Raw genomic sequence first — 22,790 nt, forward strand, 5'->3', positions numbered from 1 at the left:
CTGATGCGGACGGCACGGATGCGGACCGCCCTGATGCGGGCGGCCCTGATGCGGGCGGCCCTGATGCGGACGGCACCGAGGACGAGGGCTCGGATCCATCGGTCACGTCGGTCACTCCCTGCCGGTCAATCCCCAGGCGTCCTCGTCGGACTCTGCGTCCACCACAGGATAGCCCGCGAACTGGTCGTCGACCGGGTCACCGGTGGGACTCAGGGCCGCGAGGTGGTCGGCGGGCGTGGAGGCGCCCGCTGCGGCCGTGGCGGCACCTGCTCCGGCAGCGGCGGGGATCGGTCCGGCTGCGGGCTCCTCGCCTTTCATGCGCGCCATGACCATGGGGAGCTGCTCGGCCGTCACGAGCACGTCGCGGGCCTTCGAGCCTTCGGACGGCCCGACGACCTCGCGGGACTCGAGGAGGTCCATCAGGCGTCCTGCCTTCGCGAATCCCACACGGAGCTTGCGCTGCAGCATGGAGGTGGATCCGAACTGGGTCGAGACGACGAGTTCGGTCGCAGCGAGCAGGAGCTCGAGGTCGTCGCCGATGTCGGCGTCGACCTCCTTCTTCTCGGCGACCTGGGCCACGTCGGGGCGGTAGTCGGGTCGAGCCTGCGCCGTGACGTGCTTGACGACCTTCTCGATCTCGGACTCGGCGACCCACGCACCCTGCACACGGACGGCCTTGGATGCCCCCATGGGGAGGAAGAGGGCGTCACCCTGACCGATGAGCTTGTCCGCGCCCGGCTGGTCCAGGATGACGCGCGAGTCGGTGACGCTCGCCACGGCGAAGGCGAGGCGCGAGGGCACGTTCGCCTTGATGAGGCCCGTCACGACGTCGACCGACGGTCGCTGCGTCGCGAGCACCAGGTGGATGCCCGACGCCCGCGCCAGCTGCGTGATGCGGACGATGGAGTCCTCGACGTCGCGCGGGGCGACCATCATGAGGTCGGCGAGCTCGTCCACGACCACGAGGAGGTAGGGATAAGGCTTGAGGACCCGCTCGCTGCCGGCCGGCAGGACGATCTCCTCGGCGACGACCGCCTTGTTGAAGTCGTCGATGTGGCGGAATCCGAACGACGCGAGGTCGTCGTACCGCATGTCCATCTCCTTCACGACCCACTGAAGCGCCTCGGCGGCCTTCTTCGGGTTCGTGATGATGGGCGTGATGAGGTGGGGCACGCCGGCATAGGGGGCGAGCTCCACGCGCTTCGGGTCGATCAGGACCATCCGCACCTCGGTGGGCTTGGCCTTCATGAGCAGGCTCGTGATCATCGAGTTGACGAAGACCGACTTTCCGGAACCGGTGGAACCGGCGACGAGGAGGTGGGGCATCTTCGCGAGGTTCGCGACGACGAAACCGCCTCCGACGTCCTTACCGACGCCGATCGTCATGGGGTGCGTGCTCGCCGTCGCGGCGTTCGACCGCAGGACGTCTCCGAGGGTGACGATCTCGCGGTCCGTGTTCGGGATCTCGATGCCGATCGCGCTCTTGCCCGGGATCGGCGACAGGATGCGCACCTCGTTGGAGGCCACGGCGTAGGCGAGGTTCTTGGACAATGCGGTCACCCGCTCGACCTTCACTCCCGGGCCGAGTTCGATCTCGTACTGCGTGACCGTCGGCCCGCGGGAGAACCCCGTGACCTTCGCGTCCACGCCGAACTGGTCGAGCACGCTCGTGATCGAGCGCACGGCCTCATCGTTCGCGGCGGAGCGCTGCTTTGCGGGTGTTCCGGCGCCGAGCGCCGTCGTGGACGGGAGCCGGTACGGCTGAGAGGGAGCCGTCGGCTTCGCGAGGGCCGCGTCCTCGTCGCCTCGGAGCGCGACGCTACCGAGGCCCGGCAGGGCCTCCGTGTCGCCCGACACGGTGTCGTCGTGCAGCCCGACGGCGGAACCGGCGGCCCCGGTGTAGTCGGCGACGGCCCGTTCGGCCGCCGACAGGTCGCCGAGCACCTCCGTGTGCATCGTGGACGGCGACGGCGCGACCTCGGGCTCGACCGGAGAGTCGAAGCCGCCGGACGTGCCTCCGCTCAGGAGCTCGGTCATGTCGTCGGTGCCCGAGGAACCGAACGACGGCGCGTCCTCGCGACCGCTCTTGTTGCGGCGCCACCACGGGAGGCTGTTGGTCGACTCGTCGTCGTCGTCGTTCCCCTCGAGCACCTTCGTGCGTCCGTCGGGGGTGTTCTCGTCGTGGTCGGCGCCGAACATCCACGCCCACAGCTGGCGGAGTCGAGCGGGCACCTTGGCCGGCGGGGTCTTGGTGATGATGAAGAGGCTGAGGAGGGTCAGTAGCGAGAGCACGACGATCGCGCCGATCGGCGTGATGACCGCCGCGAGCGGCGCACCCGCCAGCCACCCGAGCAGACCGCCGGCGAGCGCGAGGGCCGGGAGCCCGCCGTCGCCCGGATTGGGCTCGCCTCCCGCGACGTGGCAGATTCCGGTGACTCCGATGAGGAAGAGGCCGAGCCCGATTCCGATCCGGCCGTTGTCGTGCACGGACGACGGGTGCCGGAACAACCAGAACGCGAGCATGAGCATGATGACGGGCAGCGCGAACGCGACACGGCCGAACAGTCCGCCGAAGGTCCACGCGTCGAGCGTCTGGGCGACCTCGTCGGCCGTTCCGAACCATTCGACGGCCATGCCGGCGATCGCGAGCAGGACGATGAGGAACGGCACCCCGTCGCGGCGCTGCTCCTTGGACAGGGACTCGGCGCCGAGCGCGCGAGCCGCTCCCCCGGCGAGGTGGGCGAGGCCCATCCATGCCCGGACGAAGACGTTGGTGCCCTTCTCAGGCTCCGGCTCCGGCAGGGGCACCGTCTTCGTGCGGGCGCGCGAGGGCGTCGATCGTGGTGTCGCGCGGCCCTTGCCGGTCGACTTGGTGCTCGTGGCCATGGTCACAACCGTACGACGAACCCCCGTCATCCCCCGGGATCGACGCGGGTTTCCCGGGGAGTGGGGCCTCCGGCCAGGGTCGACGCCCCGGGTTCAGGCGAGCGTTCTGACCATGACGTCGGCCCGGTCGTCGGAATGCACGACGACGTAACCCTCGCTCACGTACAGTCGCTGGGCGAAGTTCCCCCGGTCGACGCTGAGCGAGAGCCGGGCATACCCGGAGGATCTCGCGACGGTCGCGACACCCCTCAAGAGCTCCCGCCCCACTCCCTGCGCTCGCCACAGCGGGCTCACACCGAGCGTCAGCTCGGGCACTCCCCCGGCGACGAAGCCCTGGCCCGGTCTCGATTGGTCGAAGAGCCGGAACCAGCAGGCACCCAATGGGTCGCCGGACGGGGATTCCGCGACGAGCCCGGCATCACCCGGACGCATCCAGCCCGAGACGTAAGGAGCCAGCGTCGGGTCGGCGAGCACCTGCACGCGGGGCCGGCGTGACGCTGGCGACCAGTTGGCGGCCTCGACGAGCATGTCCGCGAGGAAGCGAGCGTCCTCACCGACAGCCGGTCTCAGCAGAATCGCCGTCATGACCGCACGATAGTGCGCCAACGTTTCGACGCCGTTTCCGATCCGCGTCAGATCCGGATGGCGTCGATCGGCTTGACCCGGACGGCGACGACGGCGGGGATCACTCCGGCGAGCGCGCCCACGGCGACCGCCGACACGACTCCGAAGACCGCGGCACTCGTCGGGAAGGGAGGCAGGTCCTCCACGAGCCCCTGCGTGATGAACTCCTCGACGATCGGCAGCTTGACGATGAGAACCGCGAGCATCACGCCCACGACGCCGGCCACGGCGGTCGCCACGACCGACTCCATCATCACCGAGAAGAACACCCGCCCGGCGGTCGCGCCCATCGAGCGACGGATCCCGATCTCACGGATGCGCTGACGCACGGTCACGAGGGCGATGTTGAGCAGCCCGAGCGCCCCGAGCAAGAGGATCACCGCTCCGATCCCGAGCGTCAGCATTCGGAGGGCCGCCGTGGGGTCGTCCATGAGGGCTCCGTAGTCGGAACGGTAGACGTCGACGCTGAATCCCTCGCCGAGCCTCGAGGACAGGTCGCTCGAGACGAGCGACATCAGTTCGTCGCCCGATTCCTCCGGAACCCACATCTCGTAGTAGGGGTAGAGCCCGTCGAAGGTACCGGGCGGCAGTGCCGCGATCGCCGCGGGGGCGAGCATCATGAGCGCGGGCTCCGTGTCCCACGACGAGCTCGCGTAGACGCCGATCACGACGAGGTCGGACCCCTCGAACCGACTCGATGAGATCACGGGATGCGTGGAGAGGTCCGGCGACCCGAGTCGTTCCCAGAGCGCCGCGTTGACGACGACGGCGGGCGCGAGCCGGTCACGGTCCCCTGGCGCGAACCAGGCCCCCTCGAGCATCCGTGTGCGATGCAGCGTCGCGTAGGGCTGATCGACGTAGAGGAGCGATGCGTCGGCCACGCCTTCGGGCAGCTGCACCGGCGCATAGTCGAACGCGACGCGCGTCGCATATGAGATGTCGAACCGATCGAGCGTCTCGAACCACGCCTCATCGGCTTCCCCGGGAACCGGGGTGCCGTTCGCCGACACGTTCCCGGTGATCGTGAACGGGCGGCCGGACGACGATTCGGCCTGTTCGAGCACGGCCCGCTGTGCGAGGTCGGTCACGGCGACGCTCGCCGACAGCGCGCACACGGCGACTGTGACACCGACGAGCGAGAGGAGGACGCGCCCCCGATGGACCCGGACCTCCTGCCATGCCTCGAGGATCGCCCCCACGAAGGACGTCAGGAATCGCATCAGCCCGTCACCTCGGCTGTGACGTCCCGATCGGAGGGGAACGGCTCGTCGTCGATGGTCGCGGAGGACGACGATGCCGCGGTGAGGGTTCCCTTGACGAGGCGGAAATGCCGATCGCCTCGCGCGGCGATCGCGGGATCGTGCGTGATGACCACGAGCGCCGCCTCGCGCTCCTCGACGATCTCGTCGAGGAGGTCCATGACCGATTGACCGGTCTCGAGGTCGAGGGCACCCGTCGGTTCGTCCGCGAGGATCAGCCGGGGCGAGCGGACGAGCGCCCGCGCGATCGCGACCCGCTGCTGCTCTCCACCGGAGAGACTGCCGGGGAGGGAGTCGAGACGGTGGCCGAGGCCCACGCGTTCGAGCATCTCCCGGGCCAGCCGCTCCCGACGCCAGAACGAGGAGCCACTCGCGTAGATGAGGGGCACGACGGCGTTCTCGGTGGCCGTGCGTCCCTCGAGCAGATTGAACTGCTGGAAGATGAAGCCGATGTCGCTTCCTCGAAGCCGATCACGACGGCCGGAGCGCATGGTGCGCACATCGACGCCGTCGAAGCTCAGCGTGCCGGTGGTCGGGAGATCGAGCAGGCCGAGCATGTTGAGCAACGTCGACTTGCCCGACCCTGATCGCCCGACGATCGACACGCGGTCTCCGGGCTCGACCGTGAGATCGACGCCGGAGAGGATCGTGAGCGGATCCCCGTCGGGGAGAGGGACCGTGCGCGTGACGTCGTCGAGTTCGAGGAGGCTCATCCCTCCATCGACCCGTCGTCGCAATACACCGTACCGTCCGCTTCCTCGATGCAGCCGTCATCGGGAGCCACGTCGGTGGCGTCGACGACGGGGAGGAACTCGAGCACCGGGGCGCCCTCGTCGACGCCGGCGGTGATCTCCACGAATGACCCGTCGTTGAGGCCCAGTTCGACCGCGGTCTCGACGGGTTCCCCGTCTTCGCCGACGATCCAGACGGATCCGGCCTGCGAGTTGCCCTTCACCGCGGTGACGGGCAGCACGAGCACGTCCTCGGCCGAGCCGCCGGGAAGGGAGATGGTGCCCGTCAGCCCGGCGAAGACCGTCACGTCTCCGGGGACGGCGCACCGGACGGTCGCACCGGTCGCGGTCGCGCCGTCGACCCCGTCTTCCGGCGCGTCGCCTCCCGCGAGTGGGACGCTGATGGCGAGGTTCGTGCACGTGAACGAACCGGGACCGCCGACGACCTCGACGGCGGCCTCCGTGGGCTTCTCGGTGAGGCGGTACTGCTGCTCGGGGGCGATGTCTCCCGTGACGCTGAAGGTGGGAGGAGCGACGCTCGCGACGGGGTCCCCGATCTCCACCAGCTGGCCGACGACCATGGGCAGGGCGCTCACGACGCCGGCGACGGGGGCCGTCACGGCCTCGGTCCGGTACGTGGGAGGCGGCTGTGTGACGGTCTCGACACCCTCCTCGTCGATCTCGACGACCGGGTCCTTCACGATCTCCTTGCGGACGACGGCCAGGGTGTCGCCCTTCGCGACCGTCGCGCCGACGGCGACGCGCAGCTCGAGGATGTCGCCGGCGAGGGGCGCCTTGGCCTCAGACGCGGGATCCGCGACGACCGAGCCCTCGAGGACGACGTCGTTGACGATGGACCCTCGCTCGACGGTGACGATCGATTCGGAGACGGTTCCCGTGGGCATCGCCGCCGTCGATTCGTCGACCACGTCGGGGAAGAACGCCAGCTTCACGAGCGCGACGGCGATCGCCGCGAAGACCATGATCCTGAGGATCGGGAAGATCCATCTCCGCCATACGCCCACGGCGCCCACCCTCCGTCGCGCCCCCTCGGGCTCTGCGATCCGGCGATCAGCTTAGGGGGACGGCCGCGGGCTCCGAATCATCCTGTGGTCTGATTGCGTGCGCCTCGCGTCGCTTCACGCCTCGATCACGAGGGGGACGATCATCGGGCGGCGGCGGTAGGAGCCGTTGACCCATCGTCCGACGGTGCGCCGCACGATCTGCGAGAGCGCGTGCGTGTCCCGTACCCCGTTGCTCGCGGCCTCGGCGAGCGCCGCCGCGATCTTCGGCTTGACGGCGTCGAAGACGGAGTCGTCCTCCGCGAAGCCGCGGGCGTGCACCTCTGGTTCCACGATGAGCCGTCCGGTCTGCGCCTCGACGACGCAGATGATCGAGATGAACCCCTCCTCCCCGAGGATCCGACGGTCCTTGAGGTCGGCGTCCGTGATCTCGCCGACGGTGGAGCCGTCGACGTACACGTAGCCGAGCTCGAGCTGTCCGACGACGCGAGCGACGCCGTTCTTCAGGTCCACCACGGTGCCGTCCTCGCCGAGGATCGTATTCTCCGGTGGGACCCCCGTGTCCATCGCGAGTTTCGCGTTCGCGGACAGGTGGCGGAACTCTCCGTGCACAGGGAGGACGTTCTTCGGCTTGAGGATGTTGTAGCAGTAGAGGAGCTCCCCGGCGGCGGCGTGGCCCGACACGTGCACCGTGGCGTTCGCTTTGTGCACGACGTTCGCCCCGAGCTTCGTCAAACCGTCGATGACGCGGTAGACGGCGTTCTCGTTGCCGGGGATGAGGCTCGACGCCAGGATGACCGTGTCTCCGGGCCCGGGCTCGATCGCATGGTCGAGGTTCGCCATCCGGCTGAGGACGGCCATGGGTTCGCCCTGCGACCCGGTAGACATGTAGACGATCCGGTCGTCGGGGATGTCGTGGGCCTTCCGATAGTCCACCAGGACGCCGTCGGGGACGGTCAGATAGCCGAGGTCCGCCGCGATCCCCATGTTCCGGACCATCGATCGACCGAGGAGCGCGACCCTCCGCCCGTTCGCCGCCGCGGCGTCGAGGACCTGCTGCACCCGATGGACGTGGCTCGCGAAGCTCGCGACGATCACACGACGCGGTGCCTTCGCGATGACGGCGTCGAGGACGGGGCCGATGGAGCGCTCGAGCGGAGTGAATCCGGGCACGTCGGCGTTCGTCGAGTCGCAGAGGAAGAGATCGACGCCCTCCTCGCCCAGGCGCGCGAAGGCGCGCAGGTCGGTGAGCCGACCGTCGAGCGGCAGCTGATCCATCTTGAAGTCGCCGGTCGCGAGGACGAGCCCAGCGCTCGTGCGGATGGCGACGGCGAGGGCGTCGGGGATCGAGTGGTTCACGGCGACGAACTCGAGCTCGAACGGCCCGAGCCGCTCGACGTCACCCTCCCGCACGGTCAGCGTGTACGGCTTGATCCGGTGCTCCTTGAGCTTCGCCTCGACGAGAGCGAGGGTGAGGCCGGAGCCGATGAGCGGGAGGTCGGACTTCAGCCGGAGGAGGTAGGGGACGGCCCCGATGTGGTCCTCGTGACCGTGGGTGAGGACGACCGCGACCACGTCGTCGAGTCGGTCGGCGATCGGACTGAAGTCGGGGAGGATCAGGTCGACCCCCGGCTGGTTCTCCTCGGGGAAGAGCACGCCGCAGTCGACGATGAGGAGCTTGCCGTCGATCTCGAACACGGTCATGTTGCGGCCGACCTCGCCGAGTCCTCCGACCGGGATGACGCGCAGCGTCCCGGGTTCGAGGACCGGTGGTTCGATGATGGGGCTCGGCATACGCCCTCTTCCTGTCGTTGCGTTCTAGCGGGTCGTTCCGTGCACCTTGGGCAGGGCACCGCCGGCGGCGGCGTTGCGGTCGGGTCGGAAGTTCGAGAAGTCGACGCCGGGGATGTCCGCGACGAGATCGATCTCGTCCTCGATCTGGGCCGCCTCCCACTCCTCCGGTCCCACGAGGGGCAGGCGGACGCGCGGGCTCCCGATGCGACCGAGGCCATGGAGGATGTACTTCGCGGCCACGGTTCCCGGAACGTGGGTCATGACGGCGCGTACGAGCGGCTCGAGGCGGCGGTGTGCGGCCGTCGCCGCAGCGAGGTCCCCCGCGTTCACGGCGTCGACGATCTGACGGTAGGGGGTGGCCGCGATGTTCGCGGTGACCCCGATGAGACCGGATGCTCCGATGGACAGGTGCGGCAGAACGTTGGCGTCGTCGCCGGAGAAGTACAGCAGGTCGGTCTGGTTCATCACGCGGCTGACCTCGGAGAAGTCTCCCTTGGCGTCCTTGATGGCGACGACGTTCGGGTGCTTCGCCACCCGCAGGATCGTCTCGTAGCGGATCGGGACCCCGGTGCGGCCCGGGATGTCGTAGAGGATGACGGGCAGGTCCGTGGCGTCCGCGATCATGCGGAAGTGCGTGAGGATACCGGCCTGTGTCGGCTTGTTGTAGTACGGGGTGACGATCATGACGCCGTCGGCACCGGCGCGCTCGCTCGCCCGGTAGAGCTCGATCGCGTGGGCGGTCTCGTTCGATCCGCCTCCGGTGATGATCTTCGCGCGCCCGGCGGCGACGGACTTCCCCACCTCCACGAGGCGCAGCTTCTCGGCATCCGTGAGCGTCGAGGTCTCACCCGTCGTGCCGGTCACGACGATGCCGTCCGCTCCCGCCGAGATCACATCGTCGATGTGCTTCTCGACGTCGTCCCACGCCACCTCGCCATCGCTCGTGAAGGGCGTCACGAGTGCGACGAGGACCTGACCGAAGGGATTCTGAACATGTGTCACGGGACCAGGTTATCGGTACTCTCGCAGGCTCTGCCGAGGGGGTGCCGGGGCCCGTCGTGCGCGATTAGGCTCGGGACGAGCGGACGCCGACGTCCGCACCCACCCGACGGTCAGATCCCGTCGATTTTCGACACGGAGGACACCATGGCAGTGACGAGTGAAGCGACGACGGTGTGGAACGGCCCCCTCTTCACGGGCTCGGGGACGGTCTCCCTCGACACGTCGAAGACGGCGCAGCTGGGGGTCGACTGGAAGGCCCGTTCGGAGGGCTCGTCGACGACCACGACCCCGGAGGAACTGCTCGGTGCGGCGCACGCGTCGTGCTTCTCGATGGCTTTCGCCAACGCCCTCGCCGACGCCGGCTTCGAACCGGAGAGCATCCAGACGACCGCGGCCGTGACCTTCCAGCCCGGGACCGGGATCACAGGCAGCCACCTCCTCGTGAGCGCCACCGTGCCGGGGATCGGCACGGACGACTTCGAACGCATCGCCGACGAGGCCAAGGCCGGGTGCCCGGTCTCGCAGGCGCTGTCCGGCATCCCGATCACGATCGAGGCGAGCCTCGCATGACCGGCCTCCCGCACGGAGACGCGCGATGAGGATCGTCATCGCTGGGGCGGGCGGTCTCATCGGCCGCGCCCTCATCGAGAGGCTGCGCGCGGACGGCGACGACGTCGTCCGGCTCGTGCGGCGACCGTCGAACGGCTCCGACGAGTCCGCCTGGGACCCGGACAACGGCCGGGTGGACCCGCGCGTGATCGCCTCGGCGGACGCCGTCGTGTGCCTCTCCGGCGCCTCGATCGCCCGACTTCCGTGGACCCCGCGGTACCGGCGCACCATCCTCCAGTCGCGGCTCTCGACGACCTCCACGCTCGCTCACGCGATCGCCGAGTCGACGTCGCCGCCGAGCGTCTTCGTCGGCGCGTCGGCGTCGGGCTTCTACGGCAGCCGACCGGGCGAGGACCTCGACGAGTCGAGCCCGCACGGCGACGGCTTTCTCAGCGGGGTGACCGTGGAGTGGGAGAAGGCGGCCCGCGCGGTCGGCGACGCGACGCGCCTCGTGTACGCCCGGACCGGGATCGTCGTCGCGACCGACGGAGTTCTCGCACCCCTCATGCCCCTCACGCGCTTCGGGCTGAGCGGGCCGCTTGGTGGCGGACGGCAGTACTGGCCGTGGGTGTCCCTCGCCGACGAGATCGGCGGGATCGTGCACGCGATCCGTGGAGACGTCTCCGGCCCGATCAACCTCGTGGGGCCGACACCGGCGACGGCTGGAGAACTCATGCGCGGGCTCGCTCAGCGGTTGTCTCGTCCGTACTGGCTCCCGGTGCCGGCGTTCGCCGTCAAGCTGGCGCTCGGCGACGCGGGCGAGGATCTCCTCCTCGTGGACCAGCGGATCCGCCCGCGAGTGCTCGAGGAGAGCGGCTACACCTTCGCGCACACGACGGTCGGCGACGCGCTCGACGCGACGCTCAGCGCTCGAGCCTGATCGCTTCCCGCACGGCGGCGCGCGCGCGACGGCGATCGCCTGCGCCGTCGTAGGCGAGGCCGAGCCGGTACCAGGCACGCCAGTCCTCCGGGGCCTGTTCGACGGCCGTTCGATACGCGGGGAAGGCCGCGTCGACGGCATTGCGGTCGAGACGCCCGCTCGGTCGGGCCGCGAACTCCTCGGTCGGAAGCGCGCCGTCGGACTCGAGCCGTCGCCCGAGGCGCTCGGCTGCGAACCCGAAGAGCAGCTCGCGGGTGAGCGCCCACGCCCCCACGATGGGGAGCACGATGAGCGCCACTCCGATCGCGATCGCGACGGGTTCGCCGGTGAGCACGAAGAGCACGGCCCGCTGGCCGACGAGCACGAGGTACAGCCCGAGCAGCACCGCCATCACGATGACGGCGATCCGGCTCCTCATTCGGCGCCCGGCAACGTGATCCCGAGGTCGACGAGCTGCTCGAGGCCCACGATCAGACCACGAGCGTCTCGCGCGGCCGGGAGTGCGAGCCGGATGCCCGCGTCGTAGGCGTCGCCCGGTTCGATGGTCTCGTGCGAGATCGTGACCGTCTCGCCGTTGCCGCCGAAGACCACGTCCTGCTTTGCGACGACGCCGCGCAGCCGCATGCTGTGGATCGGGATGCTCGCGATCTGCTGTCCCCGCGCGCGCTGGTCGATGTGCGGTGCCTCGACCGGCCCGTTCCTCGTGCGCGCGGCCGCGATGAGCTCGGCGGTCCGTACGGCGGTGCCGCTCGGCGAATCCACCTTGGAGGACCGGTGTGCCTCGACGATCTCGATCGAGTCGAAGAAGCGGGAGGCCACGGCCGCGAGGCTCGACGCCACGACGGAGCCGAGGGAGAAGTTGGGGATCACGACGACCCCCTGCTCCGTGCCGACGAGCCGCGACCGGAGGGCGGTGAGGCGGGCGGAGGACCACCCGGAGGTGCCGACCAAGACGTTCGCCCCATGCGCGACGGCGTGCTCGACGATGGTCGGGCTCACCGCAGGAGCAGTGACGTCGATGACGAGATCAGCCCCGTCGAGCTCGGAGAGGGGGCTCGTCGAGTCGAGGGCGGCGACGAGTTCGAAGCCGTCCAGCTCGTCGACGATCGAGGTGACGAGGCGTCCGAGCTTCCCGCGCGCACCCGCGACGGCGACGGTGGTTGTCATGCCTCCAACCTACAGCCGCGCCACTACGATCGATGGCGTGGTTGCCTTCATCGAACGGGCGACGGACGACCCGATCGCCCACGCGCTCCTCACCGAGTACTTCACGAGCCGCGAGCTCGGATTCACGGGCGGAACCTATCGGACCGCCTACCCCGAGCCGGCCCGGTTCGCTCCCCCGGCCGGTGTCTTCCTGGTCGTCGAGGACGACGATGGCGCGCCCGTCGGGTGCGGCGGGATCCGTGCGCTGGGCGTCGAGCGCTTCGAGGTGAAGCACCTGTTCCTGCGCCCCGAGACCCGGGGACGCGGCTGGGGAGGCCTCCTCCTCCGAGAGCTCGAAGCACGAGCCGTGGCGTTCGGAGCTCGCGACATCGTGCTCGACACGAATTCGAGCCTCGAATCCGCCGCGGCCCTCTATCGGTCGGCCGGCTACGAGGACGTCGAGCCGTACAACGACAACCCGAACGCGACCAACTGGTACCGCAAATCCCTCGCGGGCGTCTGACGCCGGTGAGGCCGCGAGACGGTCCCGGCGCTCAGACGGGGAGCGGCTCGGGCAGTCCCGTGCGGAGCTCGACCGGGAGGTGCGAGAGGTCGTTGTGCACGAGGAGGCTCCAGGGCCGGCCCGGCTTGCGGTGCAGGATGGTGAGCCCGCAGTTCGCCTGGTCGATCGTCATCCACTTCCAGGCCGGAGCAGCGAGCACCTCGCGGACGAACCACGCGATGACGAAGTTGTGGGTGATGAGGACGTCGTGCCGGTCACCGGGTCGCGGGGCGAGGTATTCGGCGACCGCGTCGGCCATCTGAGCCGCACCCGCCTCGATCTCCTCCTCCGTCACGGAGCCGAAGAAGGGCAAGTACGCGGACGGCGTCTCCGGCGTGCTCCCCGTGGGGACGCAATCGAAGAGCAGAGACGACTGCTCGGGGGACACGGACGGCAGGCGTTGTGCGACGATCGTCGCCGTCTCGGCCGCACGCTGGAGCGGCGAGTGATGGGCGGACGTGAGCGGGAGGCCACCGAGCCGTTCCGCGAGCAGCTGCGCCTGGCGCCGACCGCGAGCGGAGAGCGGTCCGTCCCCCATCCCGTGCTGGGCGTCCTGCTGTTCGCCATGGCGAACGAGGTAAAGGTACTGGGACATGTCGGCGTTCCTCCTCGTTCCTTCCGGTGATCCGGGACTCCAAGAGCCGGGTCCCGTGCGCCACCGTGTGGCAAGACCGGACGGAAGGCGACGGTGCGATTCGTCTCTTCCAGCCTACGACAGCCGCGACGGAACACCCAGGATCGACGTGCACGACCGGGGAAAAGGGCGGGTCGGGAACTGGTCGATCAGGAACTGACGCGGTCGAGTTCGACCATCTGGGTGCGCGTCAGCTGGACGCCCGTGGCCGCGACGAGGTCGTCGACCTGCTCGGGCTTCGATGCACTCACGACCGGGGCCGTGACGGAACGCTTCGCGAGGAGCCAGGCGAGGGCGATCGCGGTCGGCGACGTGTTGTGCTCCGCTGCGACGTGGTCGAGGACCGCGAGGATACGGAGTCCGCGACGCCCGAAGTGGGTCGCGGCACGGGCCGCGCGCGCGCCGCCGCCGACGAAGTCGGCCCGCGAGCGGTACTTGCCCGTGAGGAAGCCGTTGCCGAGGGCGTAGTAGGCGAGGGTACCGAGTCGCTGACCGCGCGCGACGAGCTCGGTGTCGCCCTCGAAACCGCGTCGGTTGAGCAGGCTGTACTCGTGCTGCAGGCCGACGAACCGCGGGAGTCCCGTGGACGCGAGGATGCGCGCCTCCGTGAGGCGGGTCGGGGAGAAGTTGGAGGCCGCCAGGTAGCGAACCTTCCCGGTCTCGATGAGCCAGGCCGCGGTGCCGAGTGAGTCCTCGAGCGGAACCGTCTCGTCATCCATGTGGAAGAACAGCACATCGATGCGGTCGGTCTGAAGGCGTTCGAGCGACGCCTCGACGGCGCGCACCATGTTGACGGGGCCGAGACCCGGAGAATCGGGGTGGCGGCCGATCTTCGTCGACACGACCATGCGGTCCCGATTGCCGCGGTGCGCCATCCAGGCGCCGATCCGGACCTCGCTGAGGCCCCCGGCGTAGCTGTCCGCCGTGTCGATGAAGTTGCCGCCGAAGTCGGCGTATCGATCGAGGATCCCGCGGGTCTCCTCCGCGGAGGCCGTCCACCCGAACACACTGCCACCGAGACCCACGGGGAAGACGCCGAGGTCGGTCTCCCCGAAGGGGCGCCGAAGCCGTTCGCCGATTCCGGGGATGCCCGGAACGACTCCGATCGGGGCGGACGGGTGCGATCCGGCCGCCGCGGACGGATCGTCGATCGTCGGTCGATCGCTGGACGGAAGGAAGGTCGCGGGCGAGAGTCGTCGGGACGCGAGCTGATCGATGCCGACCATGCCGCCCCCCTTTCCACCGAACCGATTCCGGTGGCCCGTGAGGGAAGGTTATGTCACGCGACCGACATCATCGTCGCGGACCCGTGGACGCGGGGTGACACTTTCATAACGATTGCCTACCGGGCAGATCCGCGCGATCTCGCGGTTCAGCACGGCCGTCCCCCCAACGGGGAACGGCCCGCCCCCACTCGGGGAACGGCCCGCCCCCACTCGGGGGACGGGCCGTTCTCAGTGGATCGGAGAGATCAGGACTCGACGGAGACGTCGGCCGCGTCAGCGTCCGAGGACGCCTCCTCGGCGACGACCGGAGCCAGCGACAGCTTGCCGCGGTCGTCGATCTTCGTGATCTCCACGAGGATCTTCTGACCGACACCGAGCACGTCCTCGACGTTCTCGACGCGCTTGCCACCCGCGAGCTTGCGGACCTCGGAGATGTGGAGGAGTCCGTCCTTGCCCGGGAGCAGCGAGACGAACGCACCGAAGGTCGCGATCTTCACGACGGTTCCGAGGAACTGCTCGCCCACCTCGGGGTTGGTCGGGTTGGCGATCGCGTTGACCTGCGCACGCGCGGCCTCGGCGGACGGGCCGTCGACGGCGCCGATGTAGACGGTGCCGTCCTCCTCGATGGAGATGTCGGCGCCGGTCTCGTCCTGGATCGAGTTGATCGTCTTGCCCTTCGGACCGATCAGCTCGCCGATCTTGTCCACCGGGATCTGCACGCTGATCACGCGCGGAGCCGTCGGGGCCATCTCGTCCGGCGCGTCGATGGCGGCGTTCAGCACGGCGAGGATGGCCATGCGAGCCTCCTTCGCCTGCGTGAGCGCAGCCGCGAGCACCGAGGCGGGGATGCCGTCGAGCTTGGTGTCGAGCTGGATCGCCGTGACGAACTCGCTCGTACCGGCGACCTTGAAGTCCATGTCGCCGAGCGCGTCCTCCGCACCGAGGATGTCGGTGAGGGCGGCGTAGCGCGTCTGACCGTCGACCGTGTCGGACACGAGGCCCATCGCGATACCGGCGACCGGCGCGCGCAGCGGCACACCGGCGTTGAGGAGCGAGAGCGTCGAGGCGCAGACGGAACCCATCGAGGTGGAGCCATTGGAGCTGAGCGCCTCGGATACCTGACGGATGGCGTAGGGGAACTCGTCGCGCGCGGGCAGCACCGGCACGAGGGCGCGCTCGGCGAGGAAGCCGTGCCCGATCTCGCGACGCTTCGGGCTTCCCACTCGGCCGGTCTCACCGGTGGAGTAGGGCGGGAAGTTGTAGTGGTGCAGGTAGCGCTTCGACTTCACCGGGGAGAGCGAGTCGATCTGCTGCTCCATCTTGAGCATGTTGAGCGTCGTGACGCCGAGGATCTGCGTCTCGCCGCGCTGGAAGATGGCGGAACCGTGCACGCGCGGGATGACCTGGACCTCCGCGTCGAGCGGGCGGATGTCGGCGAGGCCACGGCCGTCCATGCGGACACCCTCGGTGAGGATACGACCGCGCACGATCTTCTTCGTGACGGCCTTGTACGCGCCGCTGACCTGCGAGAGCACGTCGGAACCGAGCTCGCCGGCGTCGACCTTGGCCTGGATCTCCGTCTTGACGCGCGCCTTGAGGGCGTCGTCGGCGTCCTGGCGCTCGACCTTTGCTGCGATCTGGTAGATCGCGGAGAGCTCGTCGTGAGCGAGAGCGTCGACGGCGGCGTAGGCCTCGTCGGAGTACGGAAGGAAGACCGGGTACTCCTGGATCTCCTTCGCGCTCTGAGCGGCGAGCTCGGCCTGAGCCTTGACGAGAGCCGTGATGAAGGGCTTCGACGCCTCGAGGCCCTCGGCCACGACGGCCTCGTTGGGCTTCGTAGCACCGGCCTGGATGAGGCCCCAGCTGTGCTCGGTGGCCTCGGCCTCGACCATCATGATCGCGACGTCCTCGTTGCCGTTCTCGTCGGTCACGACGCGGCCGGCGACGATGATGTCGAAGACGGCCTCCTCGAGCTGCGAGACGGTCGGGAACGCGACCCACTGGTCGCCGATGAGTGCGAGGCGCACGCCGGCGATCGGGCCGGAGAACGGCAGTCCGGAGATCTGCGTGGACGCGGAGGCCGCGTTGATCGCGAGGGCGTCGTAGAACTCGCCAGGAGCGATGGACAGCACCGTGATGACGATCTGGACCTCGTTGCGGAGGCCGTCGACGAACGACGGGCGCAGGGGCCGGTCGATCAGTCGGCAGACGAGGATCGCCTCGGTCGACGGACGGCCTTCGCGGCGGAAGAACGAGCCGGGGATCTTGCCGGCGGCGTAGCTGCGCTCCTCGACGTCCACCGTGAGGGGGAAGAAGTCGAAGCCGTCACGCGGGTGCTTGCCGGCGCTGGTGGCAGAGAGGAGCATCGTCTCCTCGTCGAGGTACGCGGCGACCGCGCCCTGTGCCTGCTGCGCGAGCCGGCCGGTCTCGAACCGGACGGTGCGGGTGCCGAACTTGCCGTTGTCGAGAACGGCTTCGGCGAACTTGATTTCAGGACCTTCCATTGAGGTCTCTCTCCTTCGTACGTGAAGGCGCCACGCATCCGAGCGACAGCTCGGATGGGCGCCTGACGCGAAGCGTGCACGAACAGTTCGCACTCAGGCTGCTCGGTCTGATCGACCTTCAGCTGAATCGGCTGATCTCCAGTAGAAAATCGCCGTGCGTCCCGCACGGAAATCCACCACCGAGGACCAGCATCCTGCCGGGCCTGCTCCGCATTGCATCGGTCCGACCGGTCGGCCGGGCCGCTTCCAGGCTAGCAGACGGCGTTCAGGCCTGGCCGAACCTCATGCCATCAGCGTCGATCGAGCGATCCTCAGGTTTTTCCCGAAGTCGCGTCATAGCCGAGGCCTCCGTGCGTCTCCCCCGGTGGGGGGAACATCCGGCGGGGCGGCGTCCGCGTCGCTCCGTCGGTTCCTCCTCGCATCCCCTGTTCCGACCTCGAGGAGTCTGCTTCCATGCGACACATCTCACTCACCCGATCGGCGGTGGTCGCCGGTATCGCCGTCGCCGGCCTCTTCGCCGTCGCCGTTCCATCCGCGGCATCCGCCGCGCCTCTCGACGCGATCGACACGGTCACGATCATCTCTCCCGATCCCGACGATCCGACCGCCCCTCTCACCGTGGGCGACGAGTTCAGCGTCGACGCCACATGGAGCGTCTCGGACGACGCCCAGCCGGGCGACACATTCGGACTCACCTTCCCGTCCCCCATCTCCGTCGCGTGGACGCAGGATTTCGATCTCCTCTCCCCCGACGGGCTCGTGGTCGGCTCGTGCGTGGCCTCCGGCCAGTCGGTCGAGTGCACGCTCGGCGGCTACGTGCTCGACCACGACGACGTCCGCGGCTCGTTGAGTGTGCGCGCCACCGCTGCGGAAGCGACGGAAGCGACGGAGGTCACGTTCGAGACGTCGGGTGACGCGACCGTCACCGTCCCCGTGCCGGGCGGCGGCATCGTGGACGCGGGACCGAGCAGCGGCCCCGAGGACATCCGTAAGTACGGCGGCATGACCGCCGACGGCACCGCGGCCCGGTGGGCCATCGAGGTCCCGATCTCCCACCTCGTCGCCCTCGGAGACGGGGTCGTGCTCACCGACACCTACGACGAACGGTTGACCCTCGACCTCTCCTCCCTCTCGGTGGCCCACGTCGCGCCCGACGGCTGGGACGCCTGGATCGCCGACGGTACGGCCGAGAGCATCCCGCTCGCCTCCGGCGAGTGGACCGTCACCGACAGCCCCTCGACCCACAGCTTCGACCTCACCTTCCCGAAGCCGCGCCCCGTGGGTGGCTGGTACCTGGTGTCCTACTCCACGCCGCTCCCCGCGGACGCCGCCCCCGGCGACGTCTTCGGCAACTCCGTCGCCGCCTCCGGGACGGAACTCGCCTCGTCGATCGTGACCTACACGGAGGCCGGCGGAAACGGCTCGGGCTCGCGCGACCGGAGCCTGGCCGTGCGGAAGACCGTCGCCGGCGACGGGACCATCCCGGACACGACGTTCACCGTTCGCGTGTCGTGTGTGACCGGAGACGGCTCGGTGGTCCCCGGCCACCCCGTCGATCTCGCGATCCGCGCCGATGAGACCCTGCGCGTCGACGACGTCCCCATGGGGGCCACCTGCACGGTCTCCGAGCCGGAGGACGGCGGGGCGGACCCCGTCAGCTTCTCGCCCGCGCCGGTCATCGAGATCACGACCGACTCAGCGGCCGTCGTCGAGCTCACCGTGACGAACACGTTCGAGCCCGCACCCACCCCGACGCCCACGCCCACCGTCCCCACAGCCCCGACGGCCGAGCCGACGCCGTCGGTCGTCCCGCCGACCGGCGACTCGTCGGCGCCCGCTCCGGACGGCGACCTCGCGGTCACCGGCGCCGCCGAGCCCGGCATCGCCCTCGGCGCGGCCGGGGCGCTCATCGCCCTCGGTCTCGCCGTGACGCTCGTGGCGCGTCGCCGCACGGCGGCCTGACACCGGACTCGCAGAACGCCGGAGAGGGGCGTCGATGTCATCGACGCCCCTCTCCCGCACCTCGACGGGTCACCGTCAGCGCCCGCCGGCACCGCCCAGGAGGTCTCCCATCAGTCGCCCGTCGCCGAACGCCGCGGGATCGAACGGGTCGATCGCCGACGGCCGGGGATCACGGAGGGCGATCGCCCGCGCGAGTTCGCCCGCCGCGCGGTCGATCCTCTCCTGCAGGGGACGGACGGCGTCCCCGCCGGAGTCGCCCCAGTCGGACGACGCGGCGAAGACACCCGTCGGGACGGCATCCGCGTGGAGATAGGCGAAGAGTGGCCGGATCGCGTAGTCGATCGCGAGGGAATGCCGGGCCGTCCCCGCGTTCGCCCCGATGAGGACGGGCATCGACTCGAGGGCCTCCGTGTCGAGGACATCGATGAACAGCTTGAACAGGCCGCTGTAGCTCGTGCTGAAGATCGGAGACACCACGATCAACCCGTCGGCCGCACCGACGTCGGCGAGCATCGCGTCGAGGCGCTGCGACGGGAACCCCGTGGTGAGGCGATCGACGAGATCACGAGCGTATTCGCGCAGCTCGAACGTCTCGACGCTCGATCGCACGCCTCTCTCCTCGAGCCCTGCGGTGACGGCGATCGACAGTCGATCGGCCAGGAGACGAGACGATGACGGCGTGCCGAGCCCGGCCGTCACGACGACGATCCGGCGCTCAGACATGAGCGGCCTCGACCGCGCTCGCGCCGAGCACCCCCGTCTCGGACTCGACGGCCGCGGCCACGCGCGCGGCGTGGGTGGGAGCATCGGGGACGGAGTCCGGTCGGTTGACCGCGAGCTCCCGGCGCAGCACGGGAACGACCTCCTCGCCGAGGATGTCGATCTGCTCGAGCACCGTCTTGAGGGGCAGCCCGGCGTGGTCCATGAGGAACAGCTGGCGCTGGTAGTCGCCGAAGTGGTCGCGCATCGCGGCGTAGCGGTCGATGACCTCCTGCGGGCTGCCCACGGTGAGGGGGGTCTGCCGCATGAAGTCCTCGAGGCTCGGGCCGTGACCGTAGACCGGCGCGTTGTCGAAGTAGGGACGGAACTCCGCCACGGCGTCCTGCGAGTTCTTGCGCATGAACGCCTGCCCCCCGAGACCCACGATCGCCTGCTCGGCGCGCCCGTGACCGTAGTGCTCGAAGCGCTGCCGGTAGAGGCCGATCAGGCGCATGAAGTGCTCCTTCGGCCAGAAGATGTTGTTCGCGAAGAAGCCGTCACCGTAGAACGCGGCCTGCTCGGCGATCTCCGGTGTGCGGATGCTGCCGTGCCAGACGAACGGAGGCGTGTCGTCGAGAGGACGCGGGGTGGACTGGAAGCCCTGGAGCGGCGTGCGGAATCGGCCCTGCCAGTCGACGTAGTCCTCACGCCACAGACGGTGCAGGAGGTTGTAGTTCTCGAGCGCGAGCTCGACACCCTGGCGGATGTCCTTCCCGAACCACGGGTAGACGGGGCCGGTGTTGCCGCGCCCCATCATGACGTCGACGCGGCCGTCGGCGAGGTGTTGGAGCATCGAGAAGTCCTCGGCGATCTTCACCGGGTCGTTCGTGGTGATGAGGGTCGTGCTCGTGGAGAGGACGATCTTCTCCGTGCGGGCGGCGATGTACCCGAGCATCGTCGTGGGACTCGACGGGACGAAGGGCGGGTTGTGATGCTCTCCGGCGGCGAAGACGTCGAGTCCGACCTCCTCGGCTTTGAGCGCGATCGCCACCATGGCCTTGATCCGCTCGTTCTCGGTCGGGGTACGACCGGTCGTCGGGTCCATCGTGACGTCGCCGACGCTGAAGATACCAAACTGCATCATGCCTGCACCGCTCCTTCTTTTCTATTCACTTGAATACAAGTATCGGAACGGCAAGGGGTCCGGGTCTATTCCCGAGCCGCCTAGGGTGGGGGAACGACGAGAGAGGCGACAGATGGTCGACACCGCGAACGCCCAGGCACCCCAGAAATCCTCCGGCCGTCGGGTGCCGTATTGGGACAACATCCGCTTCGCGTGCATCGTCCTCGTGGTCGCCGGCCACGGCATCCAGCGACTCACGTACGACTCGGACTGGGCGCTCACGGTCTATCTCGCGATCTACGCCTTCCACATGCCGGCCTTCGCCGTGGTGAGTGGCTACTTCTCCAAGTCGGAGCCGCCCGGGCGACGCCAGATGTCGCGCGTGATCACGGACATCATCCTCCCGTACATCATCTTCGAGTCGGTCTGGACCCTCGTTCAGTTCGCCGTGGAGGGGCAGGGCAACCTCAACCCCACGCAGCCGTCGTGGACCCTCTGGTTCCTGCTCGCGCTCGGCATCTTCCGCCTCGTGCTCCCCTACCTCGCACTCATCCGCTGGCCCGTGCTCTGGGCCGTCGTCGTATCGGTGGGCGTCGGCTACCTCGACAACGTGGACAGCACGTTCTCGCTCTCGCGGACGCTCGGCATCCTCCCCTTCTTCGTGATCGGCTGGCGACTCCGCACGACACCGCTCGCGGACATCTGGCACGCGGCCGATCGGAAGGTCGTCATGGGCGTCCGCGCGGCCGCCGTGGCGTTCTTCGCACTCGCCGTCTGGGTGTTCTGGTCCGGCATCGACCTCTGGCGCGCCATCGATCTCCGCTACTGGTTCTTCTACGACGATTCCTACGAGGGGCTCGGGGAGGACCAGTGGTGGGCCGGCGGCGTGCGACTCGGGCTCATCGTCATCGCCCTGCTCCTCGTCACCGCGCTGTTCTCCCTCGTCCCTCGACGCCAGATGTTCTTCACGACCTTCGGGCAGTACACGATGTACGCCTATCTCCTCCACAGCTTCGTCCTCTATCCGCTGCGGGAGACCGGCGTCCTGCGCGACGAGACGACGACCCGGATCTGGCTCGTGGCGATGCTGATCGGCTCGGTCTTCCTCACGATGGCGCTGTCGTCCAGCCCCGTCCGGCGGGTCTTCCGACCGCTCATCGAACCCAAACCCCGGTGGCTCTTCTCCGACAACCCCGACCGGAAGCGTGGCGAGTCGCGCACGGATCCGACCGGGTCGCGTCGGGACACCCCGCGGCGGCGGCCCGACGGTGAGACGCCCGGGTCCGATGCCCGTGACGCCGACGCGCGCCCCGCGCGCTGATCCGGAGCGCGTCCACGCGAGCGAGCGGGAGGTCGGTCAGCCGGTGAGGGCGGCGACCCGCTGCGCAGCGTCCACGAGGGCGCGGCCGTACGAGCGACCGTGCCCGGCGGCGTGCACGGCCAGCGGGTGCAATTGGTGCAGCGGCACGCGATCACGCCATCCGGGCCGCAGCGGCGCGGCGCGGCCGTAGCCCTCGAGGATGTCGTCGAGGAACGGGCAGCCGAAGAGGTCGAGCATCGCCAGGTCCGTCTCCCGGTGCCCGCCGTGGGCCGCCGGGTCGATGAGGACGACTCCGATCGACGACCACAGCACGTTGCCCGACCACAGGTCTCCGTGGATCCTCGCCGGGGGCTCGTCGTCGTCGAAGGCTCCCTCCGACACCGGTTCGCACGCCGCACGGATGATCTCGGCCTCGCGGTCGGTCACGTTCCCGGCGCGCACCGCGACGTCGAGGAACGGCAGGACGCGATCGCGGACGTAGAACCGGCCCCAGGCCGATTCCGCCGCGGGCGGCATCTCGCGCCGCCCGATGTACAGGCGCCCCGACCAGCCGGGTGGCGGGCTGCCGAAGGCGTCGGCCCCCGCTGCATGGGTGCGGGCGAGGGAGGCGCCGAAGGCGACGGCGTGCTCGACGGTCGCGGGAGCGGGATCGATCCGTTCGAGCTCGATGCGAGAGGGCGACACCTCGATCACCCGCGCGATCCGAGCCCCCCGTGCGTCGGCGAGCCAGTCGAGACCCGCGGCCTCCGCCGGATAAGAGTCGATCGCCGACGGCGAGGACTTCACGACGGTCGAGCGTGCCATCA

The 22,790-nt window shown here is 69.4% G+C and carries 20 protein-coding genes; 5 read left to right on the top strand and 15 right to left on the bottom strand.

Annotation, left to right across the window (positions count from 1 at the left end):
- Positions 1-111 precede the first annotated feature (111 nt).
- The 7 genes from ELQ94_RS06000 to dapA all read right to left on the bottom strand — a co-directional run bounded on the left by ELQ94_RS06000 (position 112) and on the right by dapA (position 9,318).
- Positions 112-2,886: a DNA translocase FtsK gene (locus ELQ94_RS06000; RefSeq protein ID WP_127048188.1), complete on the bottom strand. Its 2,775-nt coding sequence runs from the start codon at positions 2,884-2,886 to the stop codon at positions 112-114.
- 93 nt (positions 2,887-2,979) lie between these two features.
- Entirely contained in the window at positions 2,980-3,471 is a 492-nt protein-coding gene (locus tag ELQ94_RS06005) for a GNAT family N-acetyltransferase (protein ID WP_127048190.1), read from the bottom strand.
- 47 nt (positions 3,472-3,518) lie between these two features.
- Entirely contained in the window at positions 3,519-4,730 is a 1,212-nt protein-coding gene (locus ELQ94_RS06010) for an ABC transporter permease (protein ID WP_127048192.1), read from the bottom strand.
- Positions 4,730-5,482, bottom strand: coding sequence for an ABC transporter ATP-binding protein (locus ELQ94_RS06015; protein ID WP_127048194.1), 753 nt, complete (start codon positions 5,480-5,482; stop codon positions 4,730-4,732). Before ELQ94_RS06015 ends, ELQ94_RS06010 begins: the two co-directional genes overlap by 1 nt.
- Positions 5,479-6,525, bottom strand: a complete 1,047-nt coding sequence (locus ELQ94_RS06020) for an efflux RND transporter periplasmic adaptor subunit (RefSeq protein WP_127048196.1) — start codon at positions 6,523-6,525, stop codon at positions 5,479-5,481. Before ELQ94_RS06020 ends, ELQ94_RS06015 begins: the two co-directional genes overlap by 4 nt.
- 114 nt (positions 6,526-6,639) lie before the next feature.
- Positions 6,640-8,316 (bottom strand): ribonuclease J, encoded by a 1,677-nt coding sequence (locus ELQ94_RS06025; RefSeq protein WP_127048198.1) that lies wholly within the window; start codon positions 8,314-8,316, stop codon positions 6,640-6,642.
- A 24-nt stretch (positions 8,317-8,340) separates the two neighbouring features.
- Positions 8,341-9,318 (bottom strand): 4-hydroxy-tetrahydrodipicolinate synthase, encoded by a 978-nt coding sequence (gene dapA / locus ELQ94_RS06030; protein WP_127048200.1) that lies wholly within the window; start codon positions 9,316-9,318, stop codon positions 8,341-8,343.
- 144 nt (positions 9,319-9,462) lie between these two features.
- Between dapA and ELQ94_RS06035 the strand changes: the two genes are divergently transcribed.
- A complete protein-coding gene (locus tag ELQ94_RS06035) occupies positions 9,463-9,888 on the top strand; it encodes an OsmC family peroxiredoxin (protein WP_127048202.1) in 426 nt (141 codons plus the stop codon).
- A 25-nt stretch (positions 9,889-9,913) separates the two neighbouring features.
- Complete coding sequence (locus ELQ94_RS06040; protein ID WP_127048204.1) at positions 9,914-10,807, top strand: TIGR01777 family oxidoreductase; 894 nt, start codon at positions 9,914-9,916, stop codon at positions 10,805-10,807.
- Here the strand turns inward: ELQ94_RS06040 and ELQ94_RS06045 are convergent.
- On the bottom strand, positions 10,791-11,225 hold the full coding sequence (locus ELQ94_RS06045; protein ID WP_127048207.1) for a hypothetical protein: 435 nt from the start codon (positions 11,223-11,225) through the stop codon (positions 10,791-10,793). The two genes, ELQ94_RS06040 and ELQ94_RS06045, sit on opposite strands and share 17 nt — an antisense overlap.
- Positions 11,222-11,974 (bottom strand): 4-hydroxy-tetrahydrodipicolinate reductase, encoded by a 753-nt coding sequence (gene dapB, locus ELQ94_RS06050; protein WP_127048209.1) that lies wholly within the window; start codon positions 11,972-11,974, stop codon positions 11,222-11,224. Before dapB ends, ELQ94_RS06045 begins: the two co-directional genes overlap by 4 nt.
- Before the next feature lie 37 nt (positions 11,975-12,011).
- Between dapB and ELQ94_RS06055 the strand changes: the two genes are divergently transcribed.
- Positions 12,012-12,476, top strand: a complete 465-nt coding sequence (locus ELQ94_RS06055) for a GNAT family N-acetyltransferase (protein ID WP_243696887.1) — start codon at positions 12,012-12,014, stop codon at positions 12,474-12,476.
- A 31-nt stretch (positions 12,477-12,507) separates the two neighbouring features.
- On the opposite strand, the gene ELQ94_RS06060 is transcribed toward ELQ94_RS06055, so the two are convergent.
- From ELQ94_RS06060 to ELQ94_RS06070, 3 genes are all read right to left on the bottom strand, one after another.
- On the bottom strand, positions 12,508-13,110 hold the full coding sequence (locus tag ELQ94_RS06060; protein WP_127048213.1) for a histidine phosphatase family protein: 603 nt from the start codon (positions 13,108-13,110) through the stop codon (positions 12,508-12,510).
- Between the two features lie 188 nt (positions 13,111-13,298).
- The gene (locus ELQ94_RS06065) at positions 13,299-14,375 is read right to left on the bottom strand and encodes an aldo/keto reductase (protein WP_127048215.1); all 1,077 of its coding nucleotides are present in this window, start codon (positions 14,373-14,375) and stop codon (positions 13,299-13,301) included.
- Between the two features lie 245 nt (positions 14,376-14,620).
- Positions 14,621-16,879: a polyribonucleotide nucleotidyltransferase gene (locus ELQ94_RS06070; protein WP_127048217.1), complete on the bottom strand. Its 2,259-nt coding sequence runs from the start codon at positions 16,877-16,879 to the stop codon at positions 14,621-14,623.
- A gap of 453 nt (positions 16,880-17,332) precedes the next feature.
- On the opposite strand from ELQ94_RS06070, the gene ELQ94_RS06075 reads away from it, so the two are divergent.
- Positions 17,333-18,841, top strand: a complete 1,509-nt coding sequence (locus ELQ94_RS06075) for a DUF5979 domain-containing protein (RefSeq protein WP_127048219.1) — start codon at positions 17,333-17,335, stop codon at positions 18,839-18,841.
- Between the two features lie 75 nt (positions 18,842-18,916).
- On the opposite strand, the gene ELQ94_RS06080 is transcribed toward ELQ94_RS06075, so the two are convergent.
- Positions 18,917-19,564, bottom strand: coding sequence for an FMN reductase (locus ELQ94_RS06080; protein ID WP_127048221.1), 648 nt, complete (start codon positions 19,562-19,564; stop codon positions 18,917-18,919).
- Positions 19,557-20,681, bottom strand: coding sequence for an LLM class flavin-dependent oxidoreductase (locus ELQ94_RS06085; protein ID WP_127050115.1), 1,125 nt, complete (start codon positions 20,679-20,681; stop codon positions 19,557-19,559). The genes ELQ94_RS06080 and ELQ94_RS06085 overlap by 8 nt, the downstream gene beginning before the upstream one ends.
- Before the next feature lie 115 nt (positions 20,682-20,796).
- Between ELQ94_RS06085 and ELQ94_RS06090 the strand changes: the two genes are divergently transcribed.
- A complete protein-coding gene (locus ELQ94_RS06090; RefSeq protein ID WP_127048223.1) occupies positions 20,797-21,984 on the top strand; it encodes an acyltransferase family protein in 1,188 nt (395 codons plus the stop codon).
- Positions 21,985-22,020: 36 nt separating this feature from the next.
- Here ELQ94_RS06090 and ELQ94_RS06095 read toward each other — a convergent pair whose 3' ends face one another.
- On the bottom strand, positions 22,021-22,788 hold the full coding sequence (locus tag ELQ94_RS06095; protein ID WP_127048225.1) for a fructosamine kinase family protein: 768 nt from the start codon (positions 22,786-22,788) through the stop codon (positions 22,021-22,023).
- Positions 22,789-22,790: the final 2 nt, after the last annotated feature.

It is taken from the genome of Labedella endophytica (genome assembly GCF_003990045.1).
Lineage (GTDB): Bacteria > Actinomycetota > Actinomycetes > Actinomycetales > Microbacteriaceae > Labedella > Labedella endophytica.

Bases quoted from the DNA above. Each gene is read 5' to 3' on its own strand.
- ELQ94_RS06085 (WP_127050115.1), bottom strand. From the start codon at position 20,681: ATGCAGTTTGGTATCTTCAGCGTCGGCGACGTCACGATGGACCCGACG.
- ELQ94_RS06070 (WP_127048217.1), bottom strand. From the start codon at position 16,879: ATGGAAGGTCCTGAAATCAAGTTCGCCGAAGCCGTTCTCGACAACGGC.
- ELQ94_RS06080 (WP_127048221.1), bottom strand. From the start codon at position 19,564: ATGTCTGAGCGCCGGATCGTCGTCGTGACGGCCGGGCTCGGCACGCCG.
- ELQ94_RS06035 (WP_127048202.1), top strand. From the start codon at position 9,463: ATGGCAGTGACGAGTGAAGCGACGACGGTGTGGAACGGCCCCCTCTTC.
- ELQ94_RS06065 (WP_127048215.1), bottom strand. From the start codon at position 14,375: ATGGTCGGCATCGATCAGCTCGCGTCCCGACGACTCTCGCCCGCGACC.
- ELQ94_RS06045 (WP_127048207.1), bottom strand. From the start codon at position 11,225: ATGAGGAGCCGGATCGCCGTCATCGTGATGGCGGTGCTGCTCGGGCTG.
- ELQ94_RS06015 (WP_127048194.1), bottom strand. From the start codon at position 5,482: ATGAGCCTCCTCGAACTCGACGACGTCACGCGCACGGTCCCTCTCCCC.
- ELQ94_RS06075 (WP_127048219.1), top strand. From the start codon at position 17,333: ATGCGACACATCTCACTCACCCGATCGGCGGTGGTCGCCGGTATCGCC.
- ELQ94_RS06010 (WP_127048192.1), bottom strand. From the start codon at position 4,730: ATGCGATTCCTGACGTCCTTCGTGGGGGCGATCCTCGAGGCATGGCAG.
- ELQ94_RS06005 (WP_127048190.1), bottom strand. From the start codon at position 3,471: ATGACGGCGATTCTGCTGAGACCGGCTGTCGGTGAGGACGCTCGCTTC.
- ELQ94_RS06040 (WP_127048204.1), top strand. From the start codon at position 9,914: ATGAGGATCGTCATCGCTGGGGCGGGCGGTCTCATCGGCCGCGCCCTC.
- ELQ94_RS06095 (WP_127048225.1), bottom strand. From the start codon at position 22,788: ATGGCACGCTCGACCGTCGTGAAGTCCTCGCCGTCGGCGATCGACTCT.
- ELQ94_RS06060 (WP_127048213.1), bottom strand. From the start codon at position 13,110: ATGTCCCAGTACCTTTACCTCGTTCGCCATGGCGAACAGCAGGACGCC.
- ELQ94_RS06025 (WP_127048198.1), bottom strand. From the start codon at position 8,316: ATGCCGAGCCCCATCATCGAACCACCGGTCCTCGAACCCGGGACGCTG.
- ELQ94_RS06000 (WP_127048188.1), bottom strand. From the start codon at position 2,886: ATGGCCACGAGCACCAAGTCGACCGGCAAGGGCCGCGCGACACCACGA.
- ELQ94_RS06090 (WP_127048223.1), top strand. From the start codon at position 20,797: ATGGTCGACACCGCGAACGCCCAGGCACCCCAGAAATCCTCCGGCCGT.
- dapB (WP_127048209.1), bottom strand. From the start codon at position 11,974: ATGACAACCACCGTCGCCGTCGCGGGTGCGCGCGGGAAGCTCGGACGC.